21 protein-coding genes and 1 pseudogene are annotated in these 21,630 nt (G+C 67.4%); 11 read left to right on the forward strand and 11 right to left on the reverse strand.

The window, feature by feature from the left end; all coding sequences use genetic code 11:
* Positions 1–50: 50 nt before the first annotated feature.
* From IPI67_17735 to IPI67_17750, 4 genes are all read right to left on the reverse strand, one after another.
* Complete coding sequence (locus IPI67_17735) at positions 51–215, reverse strand: hypothetical protein (protein MBK7582034.1); 165 nt, start codon at positions 213–215, stop codon at positions 51–53.
* 554 nt (positions 216–769) lie between these two features.
* Positions 770–1,084 (reverse strand): hypothetical protein, encoded by a 315-nt coding sequence (locus IPI67_17740; GenBank protein MBK7582035.1) that lies wholly within the window; start codon positions 1,082–1,084, stop codon positions 770–772.
* Positions 1,085–1,695: 611 nt separating this feature from the next.
* On the reverse strand, positions 1,696–2,160 hold the full coding sequence (locus IPI67_17745) for a hypothetical protein (protein ID MBK7582036.1): 465 nt from the start codon (positions 2,158–2,160) through the stop codon (positions 1,696–1,698).
* 59 nt (positions 2,161–2,219) lie between these two features.
* Positions 2,220–2,825: a hypothetical protein gene (locus IPI67_17750; GenBank protein ID MBK7582037.1), complete on the reverse strand. Its 606-nt coding sequence runs from the start codon at positions 2,823–2,825 to the stop codon at positions 2,220–2,222.
* A gap of 125 nt (positions 2,826–2,950) precedes the next feature.
* On the opposite strand from IPI67_17750, the gene IPI67_17755 reads away from it, so the two are divergent.
* The 3 genes from IPI67_17755 (at position 2,951) to IPI67_17765 (ending at position 9,351) form a co-directional block, all read left to right on the forward strand.
* Complete coding sequence (locus tag IPI67_17755; GenBank protein ID MBK7582038.1) at positions 2,951–4,159, forward strand: hypothetical protein; 1,209 nt, start codon at positions 2,951–2,953, stop codon at positions 4,157–4,159.
* Positions 4,160–4,507: 348 nt separating this feature from the next.
* Entirely contained in the window at positions 4,508–5,506 is a 999-nt protein-coding gene (locus IPI67_17760) for a hypothetical protein (protein MBK7582039.1), read from the forward strand.
* 2,078 nt (positions 5,507–7,584) lie between these two features.
* Entirely contained in the window at positions 7,585–9,351 is a 1,767-nt protein-coding gene (locus IPI67_17765) for a serine/threonine protein kinase (protein ID MBK7582040.1), read from the forward strand.
* Between the two features lie 29 nt (positions 9,352–9,380).
* Here the strand turns inward: IPI67_17765 and IPI67_17770 are convergent, their stop codons facing one another.
* Positions 9,381–9,548 carry a hypothetical protein gene (locus IPI67_17770; GenBank protein MBK7582041.1) on the reverse strand — a complete coding sequence of 56 codons (168 nt, stop codon included), beginning with the start codon at positions 9,546–9,548 and terminating at the stop codon, positions 9,381–9,383.
* 117 nt (positions 9,549–9,665) lie between these two features.
* On the opposite strand from IPI67_17770, the gene IPI67_17775 reads away from it, so the two are divergent.
* Together IPI67_17775 and IPI67_17780 are read left to right on the forward strand one after the other, a co-directional pair.
* On the forward strand, positions 9,666–9,950 hold the full coding sequence (locus IPI67_17775) for a hypothetical protein (protein ID MBK7582042.1): 285 nt from the start codon (positions 9,666–9,668) through the stop codon (positions 9,948–9,950).
* Positions 9,951–9,958: 8 nt separating this feature from the next.
* On the forward strand, positions 9,959–10,768 hold the full coding sequence (locus IPI67_17780) for an SUMF1/EgtB/PvdO family nonheme iron enzyme (GenBank protein ID MBK7582043.1): 810 nt from the start codon (positions 9,959–9,961) through the stop codon (positions 10,766–10,768).
* A gap of 89 nt (positions 10,769–10,857) precedes the next feature.
* On the opposite strand, the gene IPI67_17785 is transcribed toward IPI67_17780, so the two are convergent.
* The 5 genes and pseudogenes from IPI67_17785 to gdhA all read right to left on the reverse strand — a co-directional run bounded on the left by IPI67_17785 (position 10,858) and on the right by gdhA (position 15,150).
* Positions 10,858–11,400 carry a hypothetical protein gene (locus IPI67_17785; GenBank protein ID MBK7582044.1) on the reverse strand — a complete coding sequence of 181 codons (543 nt, stop codon included), beginning with the start codon at positions 11,398–11,400 and terminating at the stop codon, positions 10,858–10,860.
* A 387-nt stretch (positions 11,401–11,787) separates the two neighbouring features.
* On the reverse strand, positions 11,788–12,372 hold the full coding sequence (locus IPI67_17790; GenBank protein MBK7582045.1) for a hypothetical protein: 585 nt from the start codon (positions 12,370–12,372) through the stop codon (positions 11,788–11,790).
* Positions 12,373–12,604: 232 nt separating this feature from the next.
* Positions 12,605–13,366, reverse strand: coding sequence for a hypothetical protein (locus IPI67_17795; protein ID MBK7582046.1), 762 nt, complete (start codon positions 13,364–13,366; stop codon positions 12,605–12,607).
* A complete protein-coding gene (locus IPI67_17800) occupies positions 13,279–13,719 on the reverse strand; it encodes a hypothetical protein (protein ID MBK7582047.1) in 441 nt (146 codons plus the stop codon). Before IPI67_17800 ends, IPI67_17795 begins: the two co-directional genes overlap by 88 nt.
* 115 nt (positions 13,720–13,834) lie before the next feature.
* Positions 13,835–15,150: pseudogene (gene gdhA / locus IPI67_17805) on the reverse strand (NADP-specific glutamate dehydrogenase).
* Between the two features lie 238 nt (positions 15,151–15,388).
* Between gdhA and IPI67_17810 the strand changes: the two are divergent.
* The 3 genes from IPI67_17810 to IPI67_17820 all read left to right on the forward strand — a co-directional run bounded on the left by IPI67_17810 (position 15,389) and on the right by IPI67_17820 (position 18,116).
* Positions 15,389–16,273: a hypothetical protein gene (locus tag IPI67_17810; protein MBK7582048.1), complete on the forward strand. Its 885-nt coding sequence runs from the start codon at positions 15,389–15,391 to the stop codon at positions 16,271–16,273.
* Entirely contained in the window at positions 16,266–17,390 is a 1,125-nt protein-coding gene (locus IPI67_17815) for a hypothetical protein (GenBank protein MBK7582049.1), read from the forward strand. Before IPI67_17810 ends, IPI67_17815 begins: the two co-directional genes overlap by 8 nt.
* A gap of 213 nt (positions 17,391–17,603) precedes the next feature.
* Positions 17,604–18,116: a helix-hairpin-helix domain-containing protein gene (locus IPI67_17820; GenBank protein ID MBK7582050.1), complete on the forward strand. Its 513-nt coding sequence runs from the start codon at positions 17,604–17,606 to the stop codon at positions 18,114–18,116.
* A 405-nt stretch (positions 18,117–18,521) separates the two neighbouring features.
* Here IPI67_17820 and IPI67_17825 read toward each other — a convergent pair whose 3' ends face one another.
* A complete protein-coding gene (locus IPI67_17825) occupies positions 18,522–18,875 on the reverse strand; it encodes a hypothetical protein (GenBank protein ID MBK7582051.1) in 354 nt (117 codons plus the stop codon).
* Positions 18,876–19,341: 466 nt separating this feature from the next.
* Here IPI67_17825 and IPI67_17830 point away from each other — a divergent pair, with 466 nt between their 5' ends.
* The 3 genes from IPI67_17830 to IPI67_17840 all read left to right on the forward strand — a co-directional run bounded on the left by IPI67_17830 (position 19,342) and on the right by IPI67_17840 (position 20,637).
* Positions 19,342–19,719, forward strand: coding sequence for a hypothetical protein (locus IPI67_17830; GenBank protein ID MBK7582052.1), 378 nt, complete (start codon positions 19,342–19,344; stop codon positions 19,717–19,719).
* Positions 19,720–19,780: 61 nt separating this feature from the next.
* Positions 19,781–20,164, forward strand: a complete 384-nt coding sequence (locus IPI67_17835; protein MBK7582053.1) for a hypothetical protein — start codon at positions 19,781–19,783, stop codon at positions 20,162–20,164.
* A 206-nt stretch (positions 20,165–20,370) separates the two neighbouring features.
* Positions 20,371–20,637, forward strand: a complete 267-nt coding sequence (locus IPI67_17840) for a hypothetical protein (protein MBK7582054.1) — start codon at positions 20,371–20,373, stop codon at positions 20,635–20,637.
* Positions 20,638–21,630 lie beyond the last annotated feature (993 nt).

The following is a 21,630-nucleotide window of genomic DNA, read 5'->3' on the forward strand; positions in this document are numbered from 1 at the left end:
TGATCGGCAGTGGTCGCTCAAGCTCCAGCTTGGATCAGCGCGAAGCGCTCCTACAGTACCCGCCTCGCTTCGGGCTCCGCCACGCGCGCCGCCGCGCCCAGCACTTCCATTTGGCGCAGTCGCCATTCCGCCCGTCGTCCGAGGATGGCCGCTGCGTGGTGCCCCGGGAGCAGCGCGCCGCCACACAGCTCCGCGGCCCTGGCCAGCTCTTTCACGGTGATCTCCGTTTGGCCCTGCGAGCTGCCGCGGCGTCCCGCGCGGACGTGGTCGAGCAGGGCCCATTGGTCGAGCCAACAGACCCTCCCGTCGAACGAAGCGGTGCGGTTCTTGACGACGATGACGTCGGCGTCGAAGGCCGCGCGCAGCCGCCGCAGCGCAAACTCGAGGTTTTGCTGGGCGTGGTCCCCCTCCGACTCCGGCCATACGCAGGCGGCCAGCTCGTGCAGCGCAACGTCGCGAGCCCCGAGCGCTATCAGCGCTGCCGAAGAGGTCCAGCGCCCTGGAGCCAGGGAGTGCCGCCAGATCGAAGCGCGCGCCGTTTACCCGGATCTCGAGGCGTCCCAGGCTGAAGACTTCGACTCGCCACGGCCAGGTCGACTCTGCGGGGTTCGGCGACGGAGCGGGCAGGCTGCGCTCACGAATCAACAGGCGCGTGTACTCCGGTTGGATCGCCCGCGCCAATGCATCGGCGCACAACGGGGAGTGAACGTGCGGCCGAATGGAATGGGAGAGCAGAATTCGATGCATGCCCCAAACTCGAACGCGCGTGTCAGAGCAGCTTCGTAGGTGGTTCCCGAGGAGCCATCGTTCCTTCGGAGCCCCGCGAGCTCGAGCAGCGCCCCGAATTCGCCGATGCAGTCGCCGTTTTCCCGACAATACTCCAGCTCCGCTCCAGGATGCGCTCAGCGCGGAGTGACTCGCCGGCGTCGGCGAGCGCGGCGGCAAGGAGGGTGTTGTTGGCGTGCAGGAACAGCCCGCAACCGCTCTTCGCCGCCCGAGCCACCGCGTCCTCCACCCGCTGCACGGCGTTCGCGCGTTCGCTCAGCGCGACCCAGGCTTCGAGCCGCGCGACGGTCGCGGGCACCAGGCCATGTCCGGCTCGTCGGTCCGAATGCGGCTGAGATCCTGGCGGGCGAGCTCCGTTCGCCCGTCCACGAGGTGTTACGCCAGGCGCGGCGCAGGTGGACGTGGTTGCTCAGCATGGTGAGCCCCCAGTCGCGCACGCGAACCAGCAAACGGTCCGTCCGCGCGAGGGTCTGCTGGGTCGAACCGAGCAGGGTCTCCGCTATAGCGATGGTGATGTTGGCAACCCCGGCGGGCACGGGCGCGCGCTCTTCGAACGCCAAGAGCTCGCGATCGGCCTGTTCGATCTGCGCCAGGGCTTGGGAAGCCAACCCTCGTTCTGCCAGGGCGATGGCATGGTACCCGAGCAAGTAGGGACGGAGGCGCCCGAGCTCTGAATCCACTAGTCACGCGATCTCCGGTTCGCAAGAAATCGGTCATCGTGGCGAATCCGAGCAATGCGGCGTGGGGCGGCGAAATGGCGCCTGCCTCGGCCAACGCGATCGCTCTCACCACGTGACGCTCGGCGCGCTCCAAGCCCACTCCGGCGAGATGAAAGGTGTCGAGCGCTCGCCGAGGACCACGGCCAGCCCTTCCTCGTCGCCGCGCGCTTCGAGGGCCTCCGCGGCTCGTTCATGCCGCGGAGAGGGCCTCGTCGGTCGATGAAAAGCGCTGGAGCATGGCGTGGAGTCCCAGCAACCACGGGTCGGCCTCGATCTGGTCGCGCGGCATGCGCGCCAAGGTGCCCGCGACCAGGTGGATTCGCCCTTCCATCAACAGTTGCTGTCGGTTCGCCTTCAGCACGCGAGATGCTTCGTCCAGACGACCCAGGTCGATCCAGATCGGAATCGCGTCCTCGCCACGACCCACTTCTTCGAGAGCGCGGGCAGTTCGTGCCGAGTACTTAAAATCGATCGCCTCCCGATCTCCGCACAACCTGTCTGCCAGCTCGCGATCGAGCTCTCCCGCGCGACAGAGCTCGAAGAAAGCGCGTCGACAGGCTCTAGGCAACTCGCTCAATACCTCGTGAGTGAAGAACCGATCGAGCTCGCTGTCCCCCCGGCCCGGCGCGGTTCCTCCGAGCAAGATGCCGGCCACCCAGCCCTCGGAGCGCCGGGCCCGTTCGGGCGGTCTCCGCCGCAGGTGCTTTTGGGTGGCTAGCGGCGGCGACCGCGCGCGCCTCGTCGGGTCTGAGAACGAGGTCGTCCGCGCTCACCGCGTCGAAGGGCACCGCAACCGTCATCCGCGCCAGAGTGGGTGGAACCGGCGTTCGGCTGCAGACCAGCGCTCTGCAGTCTCGCCGCAACGCCGATGCGAGCTCGCGCGACCACCCAGACGAGCGAATCGTCCGGGGCGCGCTCCCCACAATCGAAGACGACCAGGCCGCGCTCGGGCAGAGCTTGGGCGATGGCCCTCGCGAGCCGAGACGCGAACACCTCGGGCTCGAGCAGCGCGTCGAACGCGGGCAAGACGGTCTCCGCGCCGAAGCAGCGACGCCGAGCCGCGTGGGTGAGCTCGTTGAAGAAGGCCGACGCATCAGCGTCATGAGCGTCGAGCTGATACCAGAGCGTTGGGCGCTTTTCGGCCAGCACATAGCTCGCAACCAGAGTCGTTTTTCCCGAACCTGCCGGACCGACCAGCGTGACGAGGCGTGCATCGGAATTGCTGAGCCGGGTCGACAGTCGCCGCACCGCAACGAAGCGCGAGCCCAAGCCGGGCACTGCTGTCTTCGTCCGACTCCCCTCGCGCCGTCGACTGGCCATGACCCCGACAGCATAACCGTCGCCGGTCGCCGGTCCGAGCACCAATACCCGTTTGATTTGCAACAGTTTGGCGTTCTCGGCGATTTCTCGGTCACGGCCGTCGGCTCGGCGGCGGAGAGTGCGGCATGTCACGACCGGGACGATCGTGCGGAGTGTGGCTGGTTGGGTTGTGTCTGACCGGAGTGTCCCTGACCGGCTGCGGGGGGGGGGAGAAGACGGAGGCGCGCGGGCGCACGGCGGCGGGAAACACCTTCCCGGCGGTGGTGCTGCCGGACAGTTGCGATGGCGTTGCGCCTGCCGAATGCGCGCGGGTCGTGGCGCGTCGGGCCGACAGCGCGGCGGCGGCCACCGAGCTGTCGCGCCTGCGCAGTCGCTTTCGCACGCTGATGGCCGCGCCAGGGGCCGAGCCACGCTCGATCACGGCCATCGGCACGGCCGAGGTCGACCGTGTCGAAGCCAGCAGCGTCCACCCTGGCGCACTCCGAGCCGTCGTGCCCGTGCCGGAGCTGTCCCGCGGCGGGTGGTCACTCGGAGTCAGCCCCGTCCAGGTCGAGTTTCCTGTCGCCGCGTCCGGAGCGACGCGGGTGATCGACAAGAGCGGAGTGGAGGTGGCGTTCCGGTTGCGCGAGGCGGCGGCCACCGAGATAAAGGTGGGTGGCGGCGTTGCCCTGTACCCCGGCGCGTATCGCGGTGGACACATCGTCCAGCGCGCGAGCTTCACTGGCGTCGAAGACTTCGTCGTGTTCGAGCAGAAGCCGGCGATCGAGGCGCTGCACTATCAGATCGACGTCTCCCGCGTGCCAGGTCTCCGGCTCGTGGACGACGTGCTCGAGCTGCTCGACGCCGATGGAGCGCCACGGCTGCGCGTGAATCAGCCTTTCCTCGTCACCGAGTCCGGCAAGCGGGTCGCAGCGAGGCTCTCCCTCACGGGCTGCGCCTACGACTCGAGCCCGCTGCCGCCGTGGCGGCGTCCCGTGACCGCCCCCGGCACCGCTAGTTGCGAGCTTGTCGTGCGCTGGAGTGACGTCAGCTATCCAGCGCTGGTCGACCCAGCCTGGGAGAGCGGAAGCATCGGCGCGAGCGCGCACTACGATCACGACGCGTTCGTATTGCCCGGGACGAGCGGGCTGATCATGGCGGCGGCGGGGGTCTACTGGACGTGCACGCCGCAGTCCCTTTGCGACACCGCGCAGAACAACTCCGAGCTATTCGACCCCGCGACGAAGACCTTCTCGACCAAGAAGTTCTTCGTCTGGCCGCTGATACGGGCGCGTTGCGCTCAACGACACCGTCGGCTGGGCGGTGGCCGTTGGCGGCGACAACGCGAAGAATAGCGAGGCCTACGACCCAATAACGTCTGGGGCGCCTCTACCAGCAGCCTTCACAGCCACCAAGCGCGCTTTGCCACGGTGTCGCTGGGTGGAAGCGACTTCCGATTTGGTGGTCGTCGGTGGCTGGGCATCTGGGGCCTCGCCCTCCGGAGAAGGCCGAGTTTCGTCAGCCGGACGGCACCTGGGACATGTTGGGTCTGGTCGGCCCCGGAAGTGGGAGACGGATCGGGACAGGCGATGTTCTTTGGCGGTCAGGATGGCGGCTTTGGATCGCCGACCAAGAACCAGGCGTTTCGCTTCTACTGCCCTCCATCCGCAGGCCCGCAGCTAATGGCCCAGGTTGCCGCCACCATGACTGTCGAGCGGCGCAAGCTCACCGCCACTCTCCGGTCCGACGGACGCGTGCTCCTCATCGGTGGCGCATCCGAGACGGTAGCGGCGCTCTCCTCCGCCGAGATCTTCGATCCGGTAGCTGGCAGCTTCACCGCGCTCCCCACCGGCATGGCAACGGCGCGGGCCGGTCACGCTGCCGCGAAGCTGAACGGCGGACGCGTTCTCGTCGTCGGCGGGGAGGGCAGCGCGAACGCGCCGACCACGGCGGAGATGTACCTCGAGAGCAGCAACTCGTTCACACCCGTCTCAAATCCCCCCAACTCGCCGGCCGGCGGCTGGAGCCACCACACGGCCACCACCACACTGGACGGCAGGAGTGTGGTTGTCATCGGCAACGACGTGCTCGGGGACAGCAACCCCAACAACTGGAAGCGGCGCGCCCCCGCCATCTTCACGCTCCAAGGCCCGGGCAAGAGCTGCTCTCTAGCCGTCGAGTGCGAGTCGGGGCTGTGCGCAGACGGCGTGTGCTGCAACAGCGCGTGCACCGGGCTGTGCCTGGCCTGTGGGAGCAACGGACAATGCGGCAACGCCCCCGCGGGCAGCGCCGATCCGGGCTGCGTCGTCGATCCGACCAAACCCTGCGGCTTGACGGGAAAATGCGGCGGCGGGGGCAGCTGCGCCGTTGCGGCGAAGGACACGGTGTGTGGCGCAGCGAGCTGTACTTCGGGCTCTTCCAGCACGCCGAAGTGTGATGGGTCCGGCCTGTGCGACCCAAACCCAAAGCCGTGTTTGCCCTACAGCTGCGGCCCTACGGCGTGCCTGTTGTCCTGTGCTGGGGCGCAAGACTGCGCGTCCGGCTATTACTGCGACGCAAGCGACAGCCAATGCAAGCTTCAGAGCGGCGGCGGCGGTGCCTGCACGTCGCAGGCGCAGTGCCCGCGAACACCTATTGCGTGGATGGTCGCTGCTGCAACACACCTTGCTCGGGAGCGTGCTTGGCCTGCTCGAAGGCGCTGAACGGACCAATGACGGTGGTGTTTGCCCGTCACCAACGGCACCGATCCGACAGCAACTGTGCGCACGACGCCCGATACCTGCGGGACCACCGGAGTCTGCCAAGACGGTGCCTGCGCGAAGTACGGCAGCAGCACGTCGTGCAGCCCCGGCTCCGTTTGTAACAACGCCACTCTGACGACCTACGCCTGCAATGGCACAGGTGCGTGCGCGTCGCAGCAGCCGACGGCCTGTCCGGGCGGCTACGCTTGCAACGGCCCAGTCTGTCGGACGAGTTGCAGCTCCAAGTCGGACTGCGCGCAGGCGACTCATTACTGTGTCGCACCCAACTGCCAGGCCAAGAAGAGTCTGGCCGAGAACTGCACCACGAGCGACGAGTGCACGAGCGGCTACTGCGTGGACGGCAAGTGCTGCAACCAGGCTTGCAATGGCGTGTGTGAGGCGTGCTCCAACGCTGCGAAGGGCCAGGGAACTGACGGCGTGTGCGGGCCGGTCGCGGCAGCCCTCGACCCCCACGACAGCTGTCAGGCAGCCAGCCCATCGACCTGCGGTTTCAACGGGACCTGCACGGCGGTCAAGACCTGCGCCTACTACCAGGGCAACTCTTGCCAGGGCGGAGCCACCTGCAGCGGCAACAGCGCCGTGGGTCAGTTCTGCAACGGGCAGGGCTCGTGTGTGACCGACAACACGGGCCAGCCGTGCAACCCCTACAAGTGCGTCGTGAATCAGGGTTGCGCCACGAGTTGCGCGTCCGACGGCGACTGCGCGGCGTCGTCGTACTACTGCGAGAGCAACACCTGCCAGCCCAAGCGCGCGAACGGAGCGGTGTGTCAGAGCGCGAACCAGTGCCAGTCCACCTACTGCGTGGATGGCGTGTGCTGCGAAAACGCGTGCAGCAGCAAGTGCCAGGCCTGCTCCAACGCCAAGAAGGGCGCCGGCGAAGACGGCAAGTGTGAGCCGGTCGCGAGCGGCCAAGATCCGGACGAAGAGTGCGACGCCGACCCCGCCGCGACCTGCAAGTTCAGTGGAGCTTGTGACGGCAAGGGCGGCTGCGCGCTGCACTCCACGGGTACCGCTTGCGGTGCAACCCAGTGCTCCGGTGTGAAGGTCGTCGGCCAGGTGTGCAATGGCAGCGGCAGCTGTGTGTTCGACGCTGCAGGCACGAGCTGCGCGCCCTTCGGCTGCAATTCGACCTTCGGAACCTGCAACACCTCATGCTCCACCTCGGCCGACTGCGCGACCGGTGACTATTTCTGCGCGTCCGGAGCGTGTGAGCAGAAACACGTGAACGCGAGCGCCTGCAGCGAGGACGCCGCCTGTGTGTCCGGCCACTGCGCCGACGGACTGTGTTGTGAAACCGCATGCACCGGCCAGTGTGAGTCGTGCAGCGCAACGGGTACCGAGGGAAGCTGCGTCCCGGTCAAGGGTGACCCGCCCGCGGGCAAACAGGCCTGCGCAGGAACGGGAGCGTGCGTCGGAAAGTGCGACGGCGGGGACACGACCAAGTGCGCGTACCCGGACAGCTCCCAGAGCTGTGGCAACGCGACGTGTCTGAGCGCCGACGTGTCGCAGCCGTCCTCGACCTGTGATGGCACGGGTCAGTGCGCGACACCTACCTCGAAGAACTGCCTGCCGTTTGCCTGTGACTCGGCGGGCGGTGAGTGCAAGGCAACCTGCACGACTGACAAGGACTGCGCCCAGGGCGCCAAGTGCGACTCGGCAACGAACCAGTGTGCTGTGACTGCCAGCCAGTGCATCGACAGCCACACCGTGCAGCTACCGAACGGACAAGCGCAGTCTTGCTCGCCCTACAAGTGCGTGGCGGGCGCTTGCCAGCAGCAGTGCAACGCCGATGCGGACTGCGCGACCGGCTACACGTGCAAGTCCCCGACCTGTGTCGCTGCATCGGACGGCGGAGTCGGAGGCTCCGCTTCGTCCGGGGACACTTCGGACGAGGGGGGCTGTGGCTGCCGCACGGCTTCGAGACGCAGCGGATCGCCGTTGCTGTTTGCGCTCGTCGGACTCGGCGTGGCGAGCCCTCAGGCGCCCAGCAGCGAGCCGTCTTGCGGGCGTCCTGAGCGATGGCCGCGCTGCTCGAGTCGGGTCAGCTCTTTGCGAAGCGCTCCCGCGTGGAGCGATTTCTGGCTGAGGGCGGCTATGGCGCCGTCTACATCGCAGAGCAGCTGGCCACCGACGCACGCGTCGCCATCAAGGTGCTCTGGCCGAACCTCTTGGGCTCGAGCGCCGTCGCTCAATTTCAGCAGGAGGCGCGCATCGCGGGCCGGGTGCAGAGTGAGCACATCGTTCGGGTCATCGACGCCGGCTTCGACGAGGAGTCCGGCATGCCGTTCCTGGCCATGGAGCTGCTTTCGGGCTGCACTCTGGAGGAAGCCGTGGAGAAGCACGGCCCCATGCCTTCGGATCGGGTCGTCACGTACCTGTCCCAGGTCGCGTCGGCGCTCGACAAGGCGCACGGTTACGTGGAGCGCGATGGCTCACCGTGTCCCATCGTCCACCGCGATCTCAAGCCCGACAACCTGTTCCTCGGGCAGCGCGACGATGGCAGCCCGCTGGTGAAGATCCTCGACTTTGGCATCGCCAAAGTCCTGAGCAGCTCTGGCAACATGTCGCAGGAGGTCAAGGGCACGCCGCTCTACATGGCCTATGAGCAGGCGGCGGGCGGTGCCGTGACGCCTCGCACCGACGTATGGGCACTGGGGCTGATCGCGTTTTATTTGCTCACCGGAACGAGCTACTGGCGCACGACTCGCTCGGCAGAAGGCTCGCTCACGCAACTCTTTGCCGAAGTGCTCCAGCTGCCGCTGGACCCGCCGAGCGTGCGGGTCGCCGAAATCTCTGCGGGGGCGGTGTTGCCGCCGGGCTTCGACGAGTGGTTTCTCGGTTGTGTTCAGCGCGATCCCCGGCAGCGGTTCGAGTCCGCGGGCTCGGCGATCGCGGCGCTGGCAGCGATCGCGCCCCGAGGCATCGGCGATGCCGCCCCGAGGCCCCCGCTGCCCGTTGTGAGTACCGGAACGAGCACGGCGCAGGCGATCTCGATGAGCGCGACCATCCCCGGTGCCTCACCGAAGCGCGGCAGGGCAGGCTTGGTTGCTGCGCTCGTACTCGTAGCGCTCGTCGGCGTGGTGGCCGTAGGCGCGGGAGTGTGGAGGCAGACACGGACGCCGACGGCGGAACCTGGGCAGTCTTCCTCGCGACGGGCCCGTTCCGCCGAGCCTGCCCGGCGAGACGAGTCCACCGACGTCGTCCCGCTCCGATGGCGGATGCTGGTCCGGTCGCCGTTCTCCCGGGCGCTCGGCCGCGTCCACCTTCAGTCGCGACTGCGACGACCAAGCCCGTTGCGGCTGCTCCCACTGCTTCGGCGAGCCGTACCCCAACATCGCCGTCGAAGGCCAAGCCAGGAGACCAAGATGTCGTGTTCACTGAGCGTTGATTCGGCGTTCGTTCCCCGGGCCGTGACCGTGATGTCGTTCATTGCAAGCTTCGCCTGGTCGGGTGCGCTCCTGGCCCAGGGGGCGACTGCGGCCGCCGAGAGCCTCTTTCGCGACGGGCGCGAGCTCATGGAGAAAGGCGACGTCGTCCCAGCGTGTCCCAAGCTCGCCGAAAGCCAGCGTCTCGATCCCTCCTCCGGAACACTCCTGAACCTCGCGCTGTGCCACGAGAAGCAGGGGCTGCTTGCTACGGCGTGGGCCGAGTACCTGGCCGCCGTGAGCCTCGCACGCAGCCAGGGCCGGGAGGGAGTGCTGACGGCGGCGAAGCGAGGAGCCGCCGAACTCGAGGGCGCGTTTCGTACGTCACGCTCGCGATCTCCCACAGGCCGAGCGGTCTGACCGTGAGGCTCGATCAGGTCGAGCTCGCCTCACAGGCGCTGGGGTCCAAGATCGCGGTCGATCCAGGCACACGCAAGATCACTGTCGCCGCTCCGGGTCACGAACCGCTCGAGCTCAGCATCGAAGTCGGGAGTGACGGCGAGAACCAGACGGTCACCGTCCCCGAGCTGCGAAGGACCCCAGCCGCGTCGGAGCATCCACCACCGCCGCCTGCCGAGCTGCCGAAGAAGAGCCCGGCCGCGCCGTCGACGCAGTCGACGTCCAGCTCTCCCTTACGTTGTGGGGGGCGCTGGCGTCGTTGCCTTGGGAGTCGGGTGACCTTCGTGCTGCTCGCCCGGTCCGCCTACTCCGACGCCGAGGACCAATGCCCAACCCACACGGGTTGTTCCCAGAGCGCGATGTCGCTCCGTGAGCGAGCATCGACGCGCGCGACCATCGGTGCGGTGGGTGTTGGAGCCGGGATCGTCGGAGTCGGAGCGGGCGTTGCTCTGCTCGCGTTCGGGCAGCGGGGGCGCTCGCGAGAGAAAGCCCGCCCGTTTGGCGTGGGCGTTGCGGCGTTCAGCGCGGGGGGCGGAGTGAAGCTCACGGGGGCGTTCTGATGAACCGCATGCGGTTGCTATCGCTCGGCATCGTCGTGGGGGGAGCCGTCGGCTGCGAGGGTATGCTCGGGTTCGAGGACTTCGAGGCTGCTCGTTCCACACAGGAGGCCGGGGCAGTCGCGTGTACGGCGGCAAGCGCACCGGCCGGCATGGTGGGCCGTCGACTGCCGAATGGAGCCTGCGTCTGGGTGGACCAGTGGGAAGTGAGCCGTTCTCGCTACGAGTCCGTGATCGCGGGCGTGAATCTCTCGGTCAACGGTGACCCTGCCCTGTGCCCCGACAAGAAGTCCTCCGCGGATCTGGAGTCCGGTTGCAGCGGCCAGACCGGCGAGCTGGACGCGGGCGACGGCAGTTTGCCAGTCACATGCGTCGATTGGTGTGACGCGCACATCTTCTGCCGCGCCGAGGGCAAACGACTGTGCAAGGACGACTTCGCCAGCCCCGTCAGCGCTGCGACCAGCGATTGGTACGCGTTGTGTTCTGCCGACGGAAAGCGGGACTATCCGTACGGTGCGAGCGCCGACCCCAGCGTCTGCAACAACTCCGACAATCCGACCTTTGGCTGCAATCCCAACTGCCTGCTCTCGCCGACCAATCAATTGAATGCTTGCAAGGCAGACTCCGCCGTCTACGACCTGATCGGCAACGTGGCGGAGTGGACGGACGCGTGCAACAGCAGCAGTGCTTCTGCTGAATGCCGCCTGCGGGGAGGCGGAGTGAACAAGTCCTCCCAGGACTCGAGCTGCTCTTCCGTCGAGACAGTCCCCCGGGGGACACGCGCAGCGTTCTTCGGCTTCCGCTGCTGCTGGCAGCCGTAGTGGTAGCGCACGTGTCAACGACTGTCGGGATCCGCGCAGCCGCGCATGGCTGGTGGGGGTAGCAGATCGCGGCCGCGCCCCGCGCGGGCTCACGCTCGCGCAGGTTTCAACACCACGGCCCGGCCGTGCCGCCCGTCCAGGTAGATGCGGAGCGGTTGCTCGAGCTCGACGTGGCGCACCAGAGCCGATTCCCGCGCCGAGGGTTGGTCGTTCAGCCAGCTCTCGTCGATGCGCGCATTCGCTTGGGGTGTGGCGGTCAGATAGCCGACATGCGCCGCCGTCAGGTTGTGGAAGAAGTGAGTGCCTTGTGACGACTCGAGCAGCTCGCCTCGGAGAGGAGTCTCGACGATCACGCGGGAATTGGCGATGTGAGTCCAGTCCACCGGGATCCCGAGGTGTGGATCCGACGAGCCCCAGCGACCAGGCCCGACCAGCAGATACTTCCGGCCGTGTGCCCGCAGGTTGGCGTCAATTTCCCGAAGCTCGATGGCAGCGGCGCGCGTCTCCTGCGCCGAGAGGTACCCGCTCTTGACGTAGACGACGTCGCGCACGTCTTCGATGATGCCGTTGCCGAGTGAGCGCTCCGTCCGGATCAGGGGTTTCGTCGGCGTCGAAGGCGTCGAAGGCGACATGCACGGGAGCGGGATCTTGGCTCGCCATGGGCCGCGCCTGCAGCACGTACAGCCTCGGCACCTTGCTGCGCTGGCCGGGCCCGGAGAGCGACCGTAGTCCCCCATGTCCACGGCGAACTCGAGCTCCACCTCCGAATTCATGGCTTTGCCGACCACGGCCAGGAGCGCCGGTGATGGCCTCCGCCAGCGGGATGGCCTTCCAGCGCAACACGTTGGCAAAGGTGACGGCGCGCGGGCCCGGCAGCGCCAGGTTCTCCCGGATGGCGTCGTCGTCGACCGAGTAGACGCTGCCGGCGAGCGCCAGCGTTCCGTCGCCCTCGGCCACATCCAGGTCGTACAAGCGCAAGAGCCCGTGCGGGTCGGCCGCAAAGTCGATCAGCGGCGAGCTCAGGTCCAGCGCGTAGAACTGGCGTTGTGTGCCTCGAGCACCTGCGCCGGACGCCCGAACTGGGGCAGGACGCCCGGGTGGGCCGGGCTGAAGCGGACGCCCGAGCCCTGCGCCACGACCATCTGGCCGAGACCCAGAGCGATCACCGCCAGACCTTGGTCGGCTCGTTGCGGCCCGATGGGGTAATAGTTGTACGACTGCGCAACGCCGGAGATGGGCGGGTAGAAACGCTCCCCATGCTTTTGTCCGATGATCTGCTGCACCAGCACGCCCATCTTTTCATCCTCGGCGCTGTGGGGGTGAGCTGCCGAATAGGTGCGGGCGTCCCGCGCGAACATCGAGGCGTAGACCGCCTTGATCGCGCGCTGGAGCTCCTTGAAGCGCACCTCGGGATCGGGGTGGTTGTTGGGCAACATGTAGGTGGCGTACACGCCGGCGAAAGGTTGGAAGCGGGCGTCCTCGCGCAGACTGGAGGAGCGCACCGCGAGCGGGCCTTCCAGTGCCCAGTACGCCTCGTGCAGCTCGGCCAAGAAACTCTCCGACAGGCGCGCCTGCATGATCACGCGGCGGATCTCCGGGGTCATCACGCCGGCCGAGGAGCTTGACGTCGATCTGTCGAATGAAGCGATCGAACTCCCCGACGCTGATGGCGACCGTCTTGGGAATGCGGATCTCGGCTCCGGGAAGCGCTGGATCAGGCCTTCCTGCACCAAGAGTCCGCTCACGAGCCGATGCTGCGTGCCTTGCCACCGATGGACCCAGTGCCAATGCGCATGAAGCGGTTGCTGGGTGAGCGGGTGCCCGTCGCCAGGTCGGTCACAACGCCGGCCTGATCGTGATCCGAGGCCTGGCGCAGGACCTCCTGCAAGTAGGTCCGCACGCGCTCGGTTTGTTGAAGTCGGCCAGGGTGATGCCGCGCGTGTAACGCGCGATCTGGAACATCGAGCGCGCCTTGAGCCAGCGCGAAAAATCGTGGCGCTTGGCGTGGTGCAGAATGGATTCGAGTGGCACGTGCTCCAGGGCTTCAGCGAGCTCGAGCACACTGCGGGCGGTGGCGACCTGGGTGCCGTCGGGCAGGCGAAAGATGAACTCGCCGAAACCGATGTGTTCTTCCAGGAACCGACGCACGACCTGCATGGCGTCAGGGGGCGTTCTTGTCTGCAAATCGCACGTCCGCCTCCCGCGCCGCCGCGGCAAGGAGGCGTCGGAGGAGTGGAGCAGCATGGGCGGCGGGTCCTCGCGCTGTCGGACCAACTCGAGCAGCTGAAACCCCGCGCGGGGCTCGAGCTGGCCGCCTCGGGGGAACGAGACGTCGCTGATGATCCCCATCACGTTGCTGGCCCAGCGCTCCAGCAAGCGTCTGGCATCTTCGAACGTGCGCGCCAGGAGGATCTTCGGCCGGGCGTGGATGCGGAGCGCCCGATGAAACTCGTTGACACCCTCCGCGACCAGCGAGCGCGACTGCCGCATGAGCTCCGGATACAGGAGCGTCAGGAAACCGGAGAACGCCCGGACACTGTCTTCGACGATGATGACCTGAATGTCGGCCGCATCGACGTCGTGATCGACGTTGGCCATTTGACGACGGCGAGCATGATGCCCGCGTCGCCGCTCCAGAGCAGGACCTGATCGAAATACCCCTCTTCCGCCGGCGGGAGGGAGCCGAGCTGCGCCTCGTCGAACACCAGGAGCACCAGCGGCAGAGCCCCGTGCAAGCTGCGGATCTGCCGGCCCAGATCGGCAACGTCGGTGCCGGGCAGCGAGCTGGCGATCAGCACCAGCTGGAAGGGCCGGCGCGTGAGCAGGGCCAGCGCGGCCTCCGCCGATTTGGCGTGGGTGATCCGCGGTGCCCAGGACAGCTCCAGCTCGGAGTAGCTGGCAAAGATCCGGTGGGTGAGCGGCCCGTCCTCCTCGAGCAGGAATGCGTCCAAGCCGAGGAGACCAGCAGGACCTCCCGCACTCGGTTTGGCATCAGCGCGTGGAACTGTTCACGCCAATGCGAGCGGATGCGCGGGAGGGCCGGCCGGGACGGCTTGCCTGGCATCCCTAGACGATGCCTTGATCGAGCATCGAGTCGGCGACCTTGACGAAGCCGGCGATGTTGGCGCCCGCGACGTAGTCGATGAACTCGCCCTGCTTGCCGTACTTCACGCACTCGGTGTGGATCGAGCGCATGATGATGTGAAGGCGGTTGTCGACCTCTTCCCGGGTCCAGCTGAGGTGAGCGGCGTTCTGCGCCATCTCGAGACCCGACGTGGCCACGCCGCCGGCGTTGGCTGCCTTGCCCGGACCGTACAGGAGGTGCGCTTCGCGGAAGACGCTGACCCCTTCCGGTGTCGTGGGCATGTTGGCACCCTCCGACACACAGATGCAGCCGTTCTTGACCAAGGTTTGTGCGTCGTTGCCATCGAGCTCGTTCTCGATGGCGCAGGGCAGCGCGATCTCACATGGAATGCCCCAGGGGCGCTGGCCTTCGCGATAGCTTGCGCCGGGATACTGCGCCACGTACTCGGCGATGCGCCCGCGGCGGATGTTCTTCAGGTTCATCACCCACGCCAGTTTGTCCGGCCCGATGCCGTCGGGATCGAAGATGGTTCCAGCGGAATCCGAGAGTGAGACCACCTTGCCCCCGAGCTCGTTGACCTTCTCCACCGCGTATTGCGCGACGTTGCCGCTTCCCGACACGGTGACGGTCGCGCCTTCGAAGGAGCGCCCGCGCGTGGCGAGCATCTCTTGAGCGAAGTAGGTGGCACCGTAGCCGGTCGCCTCCGGTCGGATCAGTGAGCCGCCCCAGTTGATGCCCTTGCCGGTGAGCACCCCGGTGAACTCGTTGCGGAGTTTTTTGTACTGCCCGAACAGGTAGCCGATCTCTCGCGCCCCGACGCCCACGTCGCCGGCGGGAACGTCCGTGTTGGGCCCGATGTGGCGGAACAATTCGCTCATGAAGGCCTGGCAGAAGCGCATGACCTCCATGTCGCTCTTGCCTTTGGGATCGAAGTCGCTGCCGCCTTTGCCGCCGCCCATCTGCAGCGTGGTGAGGCTGTTCTTGAACACCTGCTCGAAGGCCAGGAACTTCAGCACGCCCAGGCGCACCTGCGGGTGAAAGCGCAGCCCGCCCTTGTACGGTCCGAGCGCGCTGTTCATTTCGATGCGAAAGCCGCGATTGACCTGCACCTGACCTTGATCGTCGACCCAAGGCACACGGAACATGATCACGCGTTCGGGCTCGGTGGCTCGCTCCAGGATCTTGGCGTCCTGTAGGCTGGGTTGCGCTCGATCACCGGCATGACCGACTCCACCACCTCGCGGACAGCCTGGAGAAATTCGGTCTCGCCCGGGTTCTTGGCCTGGACTCGTTCCATGAATGCGTCGACTGAAGTGGTCACGACCGCGCTCGCCGGGGCCCGTTTTGGGCCCCAAGAACCTACTCCTCTGCTTGGCCGGACGCGATGGGGACCGCGCGGAACCACGGAGCGCGCCGCGTGCGACGGCGATTTCTGCGTGGTCCCATCTCGAGTGGTGCGCGGGGCGCTCGAGCCAGCAGCGTCTCCTGGACTCAGGCCTCTCGATGTGGAACATACCCCGGCACTTGGAGACCTCATGACACGCACGAAGCTCGCCGCGACCCCTGCCATCTTGCTGTTTGCCGCTGCTCTTCTGGTTCCGCCGGGTTGCTCCAGTAGCGGGGTGGTGGTGGGGTACAGCTGCGCCGATGGTGGCACTTGCCCGTCGGGTTACACCCGCGACCTCAGCGGTGTTTGCCAGTCGGTCGGTACGGGCGGCGGCGGCGCTGGCGGCGGCGTCGGCGCCAGCGGTGGGTTCGGCGCAAGCGGTGGGTTCGGCGCAACGGGCGGTGTCGGCGCAACGGGCGGTCTCAGTGGTGGCGGCGGGTTTGGCGCGACGGGCGCGACCGGGGGCGTCGGCGCGAGCGGCGGCTTCGGTGCAACCGGTGGCGTCGGCGCGACGGGCGGCACTGCCCCGACGGGCGGCAGCGGTGGCACGGGCGCGACCGGTGGTACGGGCGCGACCGGTGGTACGGGCGCGACCGGCGGTACGGGCGCGACCGGCGGTACGGGCGCGACTGGCGGTACGGGCGCCACCGGCGGCAGCGGCGGCAGCGGCGGTGGTGTTGCGCTGCCCCCCGGCTGCGTGATGGGCGGCGTAACCTTGCTGTGTAACCCGCTCACCAACTCGGGCTGCACCGTGGCCGGCGAGGCCTGCGACATCGCCTACAGCGGCGCGGTCGCCAGCACGAAGTGCTTCCCGCACCCAACACGGCCCAGGCGGGTCAGACGTGCGACAACGGTGCCGGACCGTATTGCGTCGCCACCTACCGCTGCACCGGAGGCCCGGGTGCGCCAAGTTCTGTTGCTCCAGCGCCGAGTGCGGCGGCAAGACCTGCACACCGATCGACACGACGAACGTGGGCAGTCCAGGCTACCGCAACTGACGCAGGTCATCGCTCTCGGTGGGGCAGATGCGTGACGCAGCACTCATCGAGCGGATCGCACGCGAGCTCCGCGTTCCGCCGCGAGGGGCGACAGCGGCGCTCGCCCTGTTCGATGGCGGGGCTACCGTGCCGTTCGTCGCGCGGTATCGCAAGGAGGCCACGGGTGGGCTCGATGAGGTCCAGCTGCGCGCGATCGCCGAACGGGCGAAATACCTGTCGGAGCTCGGGATGCGCGCAGGGGTGGCGCTCGAGGCGATCCGCGCACAAGGCAAGCTCACTCCGGAGCTCGAACGGGCGATCACGCTGTGTGAGACGAAGGCCGAACTCGAGCACCTGTACGCGCCCTTCCGGAGCAAACGCCGCACGCGCGGCCAGATCGCCAAGGAGCTCGGGCTCGAGCCGCTGGCCGACCTGATCTGGAAGCACGACGCCAGCGAGAGTCCCGAGGCAGCGGCGCGCAGGTTCGTCGCGCACATCCCGAGATCGGCTCGGCTGAGGCGGCCCTCGACGGCGCGGTCGACATCTGGCCGAGCGCATCTCCGAAGACCCCGCCGCGCGCCGTCGGGTCGCCGAGGAGCTGCGACGCGGCACCGTGCGCGTGAAAAGGCGACGAAGTTTCGGACGCAGACCACGAAGTTCGACAACTACGCGAGTTTCGCCGAGCCCGTCGCGAAGCTCGCGCCGCACCGCTATCTGGCGATTTGCCGCGGTGAGAACGAGGGCGTGCTCAGGCCGAGCTTCGAATTGGACGACGCTCGTGTCACCCGGGAGCTCGAGCGGTTGGTCGGACTCCGAGCCGGTGATGCGTGGGAAAGCTGCTTGCTCGTGCGGTCGACGAGGCACTCGCGGTTGCTCGTTCCTGCCGCGCGTTCTGCCGTGCGCGGAGTTGCTGGACGTTGCGGACGCGACGCGGTGAAGGTGTTCGCCAGAACCTGGAGCAACTGCTCCTGGCAGCACCCTTCGGCGGGCGCTGGGTGCTGGGGATCGATCCCGGGCAACGCACGGGCTGCAAGTGCGTCGTGCTCGACGCGACTGGAACGTTGGTCGAGCACAGCGTCATCAACCTGGTCCAGGGCCAAAACGCCGAGCGAGCCGCCGAACAAACCCTCTCCGGTCTGCTCGACCGCCATCCCATTGCGGCCGTGGCGGTAGGCAACGGCACGCATGGGCGCGAGACCGAGAGCTTCGTCCGCCAGCTCCTGAAACGCAGAGGCAACGCCGATGTGCTCTGCGTTTCGGTCAATGAGGCCGGCGCCAGTGTGTACTCAGCGAGCGATGTGGCTCGCCAAGAGCTGCCCGTCACGACGTCACGGTGCGGGGGCAGTCAGCATCGGCCGCCGGCTGCAGGATCCGCTGTCCGAGCTGGTGAAGGTCGATCCCAAGAGCGTCGGAGTTGGCCAGTATCAGCACGACGTGAGTGAAACCTTGCTCGAAGCGAAACTCGATGAGGTGGTCGAGAGCTGCGTGAATCGTGTTGGCGTCGAGCTGAACACTGCGAGCCCCTCGCTGCTCGGTCGAGTGTCGGGGATCGGTGAGAAGCTCGCGCAGCGCAATCGCGGAATACCGAAGGCCCACGGCCGGTTCGTGTCCCGGCAGCAGCTGACCCAGGTCCATGGGCTGGGGGCGCGCACCTTCGAACAAGCGGCCGGTTTCTTGCGGGTTCACGGAGCCGAGCACCCCCTCGACGCGAGCGGTGTTCATCCGGAACGCTACCGACTGGTCGAGAGCATGGCGCGCGATCTCGGCGCGTCGGCCTCCGGGACCTGCTTCGGGAGCCTCGGCTGCTCGAAGCGGCTGGAGCGGAGCAAATACCTACCGGCAGACGTGGGCGACTACCCTCGATCACATCGTTGCCGAGCTGAAGCGGCCGGGTCGTGACCCGCGAGCCGAGTTCGAGGCGCCGAGCTTCCGGATGACGTGCGCAGCATCGAGGACGTCAGCGCGGGCATGGTGCTCGGAGGGGCGTGACGAACGTGACTGCCTTCGGCGCGTTCGTGGACATCGGTGTGCACCAGACGGTCTGGTGCACATCTCCGCCCTGGCCGACCGCTTCGTGACGGACCCGGAACGAGGTCGTCGCTGTGGGTGATCTGCTCCGCGTCCGGGGTGCTGAGCGTCGATCTGGAGCGCAAACGCATCAGCCTGAGCGCAAAGTCGGCGGGCTGATGCGAGCTCAGAACGGCTTGCCGCCGGAATTGCCGCCCGGGGCGTAGTCGCAGACGATCACGTCACTGAACTTGAGTCCCGCGCACTTGTTGATGCCGCAGCCGAGCTTGGTCGTTGCTACCACATCACCTGGGTGTAGTGCCCGCAGGCCTTTCCGGCAGCGCACTTGCCGCTGGCGTAGTCGTAGTCGGCCTCTTCCGCCATCCACAACGACACCGCGGCCTGGGGCGTGCCGGTCCCGCTCGCTCCGTAGATATTCTCGCCAACGTACCCGGGGTAGTTGTCGCTGCGCCCAGCATTGTGATCGATGAGGCCGATGGGCGCTTCGTTGTCCACGCAGCCGTCGGCCCAGCCCTGTGCAATGGCCGCCAGCGCCGGATCCCACGTCAGCGGCGGCACGCCTTCTTTTGCGCGCGCTTCGTTGTGCAGCTGGGTGATGCCCGCGAGACTCGCCGGCTCGCCAGCTCCCACTGCGCCGCCTGCACCTCCGGTCGCGCTTCCGCCCTGCCCAGCCTGTGCGCCGGTGCCCCCCGTTGCTCCCTGAGCCGTTCCCCACCGCCCGTCGCTCCTCGAGCCGTGCCGCCGGTGCCCGTGTTCGCACCGGTGCCGCCACCGCCTCCGTCTTCACTGCTGCAAAGCCACGAGCCGGGACGACCAGGAATGCGAGCATCAACACCGAAACGGGACGGGCTGCGACACGGCTCCTCCTTTTCGCTTCGAGCTTACCACGGACCGAGAGCGGGAACGATTCGCGTCGGGCTCGAGGCAACGTGGACGCCGGCCACACCGCCTTGCGCGCGATCGATCTCGAGCACGTTCAGGGCCCGGTTGACGCAACCGCGTGTTGGAGCCGTCGAACGGATGGCGGCCCGGACCCAGTCGCCGCGCGAGGCGAGCGGATTTGGCCAGTCCCCGCGCCACGTACATCGATTGGGTCATGTCTTCGGTTCCGCCGGACCGTCGCGGAGCTCGACGCGGTCGTGGGTCGTGGGTTGCCGCCACGTTCGCCATCGCTGCCGTTGTGCACTGCGGCCACTCGAGCGTGCCGACCGGGCGCGGCGCGAAGGCGCCGAGCGCAGCGGGCCCGTCGGCCCCGGATCTCACCGCGCCGAAGGTGAGTGCCCATCTGGCCCCGGTCGAGCCGTCGGCGAACGGCCCTACAGCGTCCTCTTTGCTGATGATCGACAGCCTGAGAGCCGACATGCCCTGGGCCGGATATCCCCGGGCGATCGCGCCGTGGCTCTCGAAGTTCGGCGAGCGCTCGACGCTTTATCCGCGCAGTTATTCGATCTCGAGCTACACCGCCCAGGCGTAGCTCCCACGTTACGGCAAGTACCCGGGAGCCAGATGAAACGTGACGGCTGGTTCTTCACCAAGTGGTTCGACGACAACGTTTTTCTCTCGAGCGCGCCCAGACGCACGGGATCCGCACGCTGGCCGGCCATGCGCACGGCTACTTCTTGCCCAAGTACGGACTGAATCAGGGCTGGGACGACTACCGGTTACTCGATGGCACGGCGCTCGAGACCGCGGGGTGTAACCGACGTCAACAGCGACCGCTTGAACGCGCTGGCGAAGAATTTGTTGTCGGACCCGGCGAACGTGGGAGCTCCACAGTCAAAGCGCTTTTTGCCTACGTTCACTTCGTCGATCCGCACTTCACGTATGTGAAACACCCGGAGGACCCTGACTACGGTGACAAGCGCCGGGACCTCTATGACAACGAGTTCACTTCACCGACCGTTGGGTCGGTGACTTGATGGACTGGGCCCTTCGTCAACCGTGGGGTGAGCACCTCGCCATCATGATCACCGCCGATCACGGTGAGGGTTCGGCGAGCGCGGGCACTATCGCCATTCCTTCGAGCTGTGGGAGAGCTTGGTGCGAGTCCCGCTCTTCATCTACGTGCCGGGCGCCCCTCCGCGGCGAATCGAAACCGCGCGGCGCCATCGACCTTGCGCCCACGATGGCGGACTTGCTCGGTTTGCCCGTGGGCGACGAGTACCAAGGCCAGAGCTTGGTGCCGGAGGTATTCGGCGCCGAGGCGCGACCGAGACCTGTGTCGTCGATTTACCCCGCTCAATCGGAGCGACCGGCGCAGGGCGATCATCGAGGGGACCACAAGCCGATCGCCTTCGGTGACGACCGGCGGTTCGAGCTGTTCAACGTTGGCCTCGACTTCGCTGAACGCGAGCGCTATCGCAGTCCGAGCCAAAGAAACTCGAGGAGATGAAACAACTCTACGCGGAGCTTTCCACCGAGTGGAGAGTGTTGCGGTGGTCGGGGATGCACCACTCCGGGGCGCCCCGCGGCACTAGAGCTACTGGACGAGCCTGCTGTACCGTCGCGCTCCCTCCTGCTTGGGCTGACGGGTGCCGGAGCAAGAATAGCCGGCTTGCGCGTTGCACGCAGTGTGCGGCGGGGCCCGCAAGATTCGGATCGTATCCCTTGGGTGGTGGGGCGTCGCCGAGCGGCCCGCCGCTCCAGATCGAACAGCCTCTTTTCTGTTTGGGGTGCGTCAGTCGGCGGGCTCAGAGCCGGGCCGAGCGGTTCGGTTGGGAGTTCGACGAGCTCAAGGAGGCTCGGTTGCGCTAGTCACGGGCGGCGGCGCGCTGCGAGCGGGCTCGGTCGGTGCGGGCTGCGACGCCGCGCCGCAGCCGGCGACCATTGTCGCGGCGGCCATCAGTCCCCGGAGGACCACGCGATTCATCCTCGAAAAACGCGCCAGGTCGGCTGACCTTACGCCATTCATCATCAGAAGAGCGTGTCAAATTGCAGTCCTGCGCTGGCGCCTGGCTGACTGATGCGCGGACCCTGACTCGAACCCACCACAGGGTAGGTCGGCGCCGGCGGGAACAGGCGCTGTTCGCCCTCGTGGAGAGCTGTGTCAGAGTACCCAGATGCGAGCGCGGGGCCTGCTGGGATGGGGTGTCGGTCTTCTGCTGGTCGCATGCGGCGGCTCGGAGTTCGGGAGTAAGGGCTCCGGTGGCGCTGGCGGGGCGGCGACGGGAGGCAGCTCAGCGCGGGGTGCCGCAACCGGAGGCACGTCAGGGCGCCTCCGGTGGGAGTGGTGGGCTCGCCGGCGGCGCAGGCTCGGGGTAGCATGGGAGGCGCGCCATCCGGTGGAGTCTCCGGCGTTGGCGGCGCTCCGGGCGACGCGAGCACGGACTCCAGCGTCGACGCAGGGCCGCAACCGTCGCCGTGGTGCAAGCGTCGGCTGTCAAAC

The organism is Myxococcales bacterium, assembly GCA_016706225.1.
Lineage (GTDB): Bacteria > Myxococcota_A > Polyangia > Polyangiales > Polyangiaceae > JADJKB01.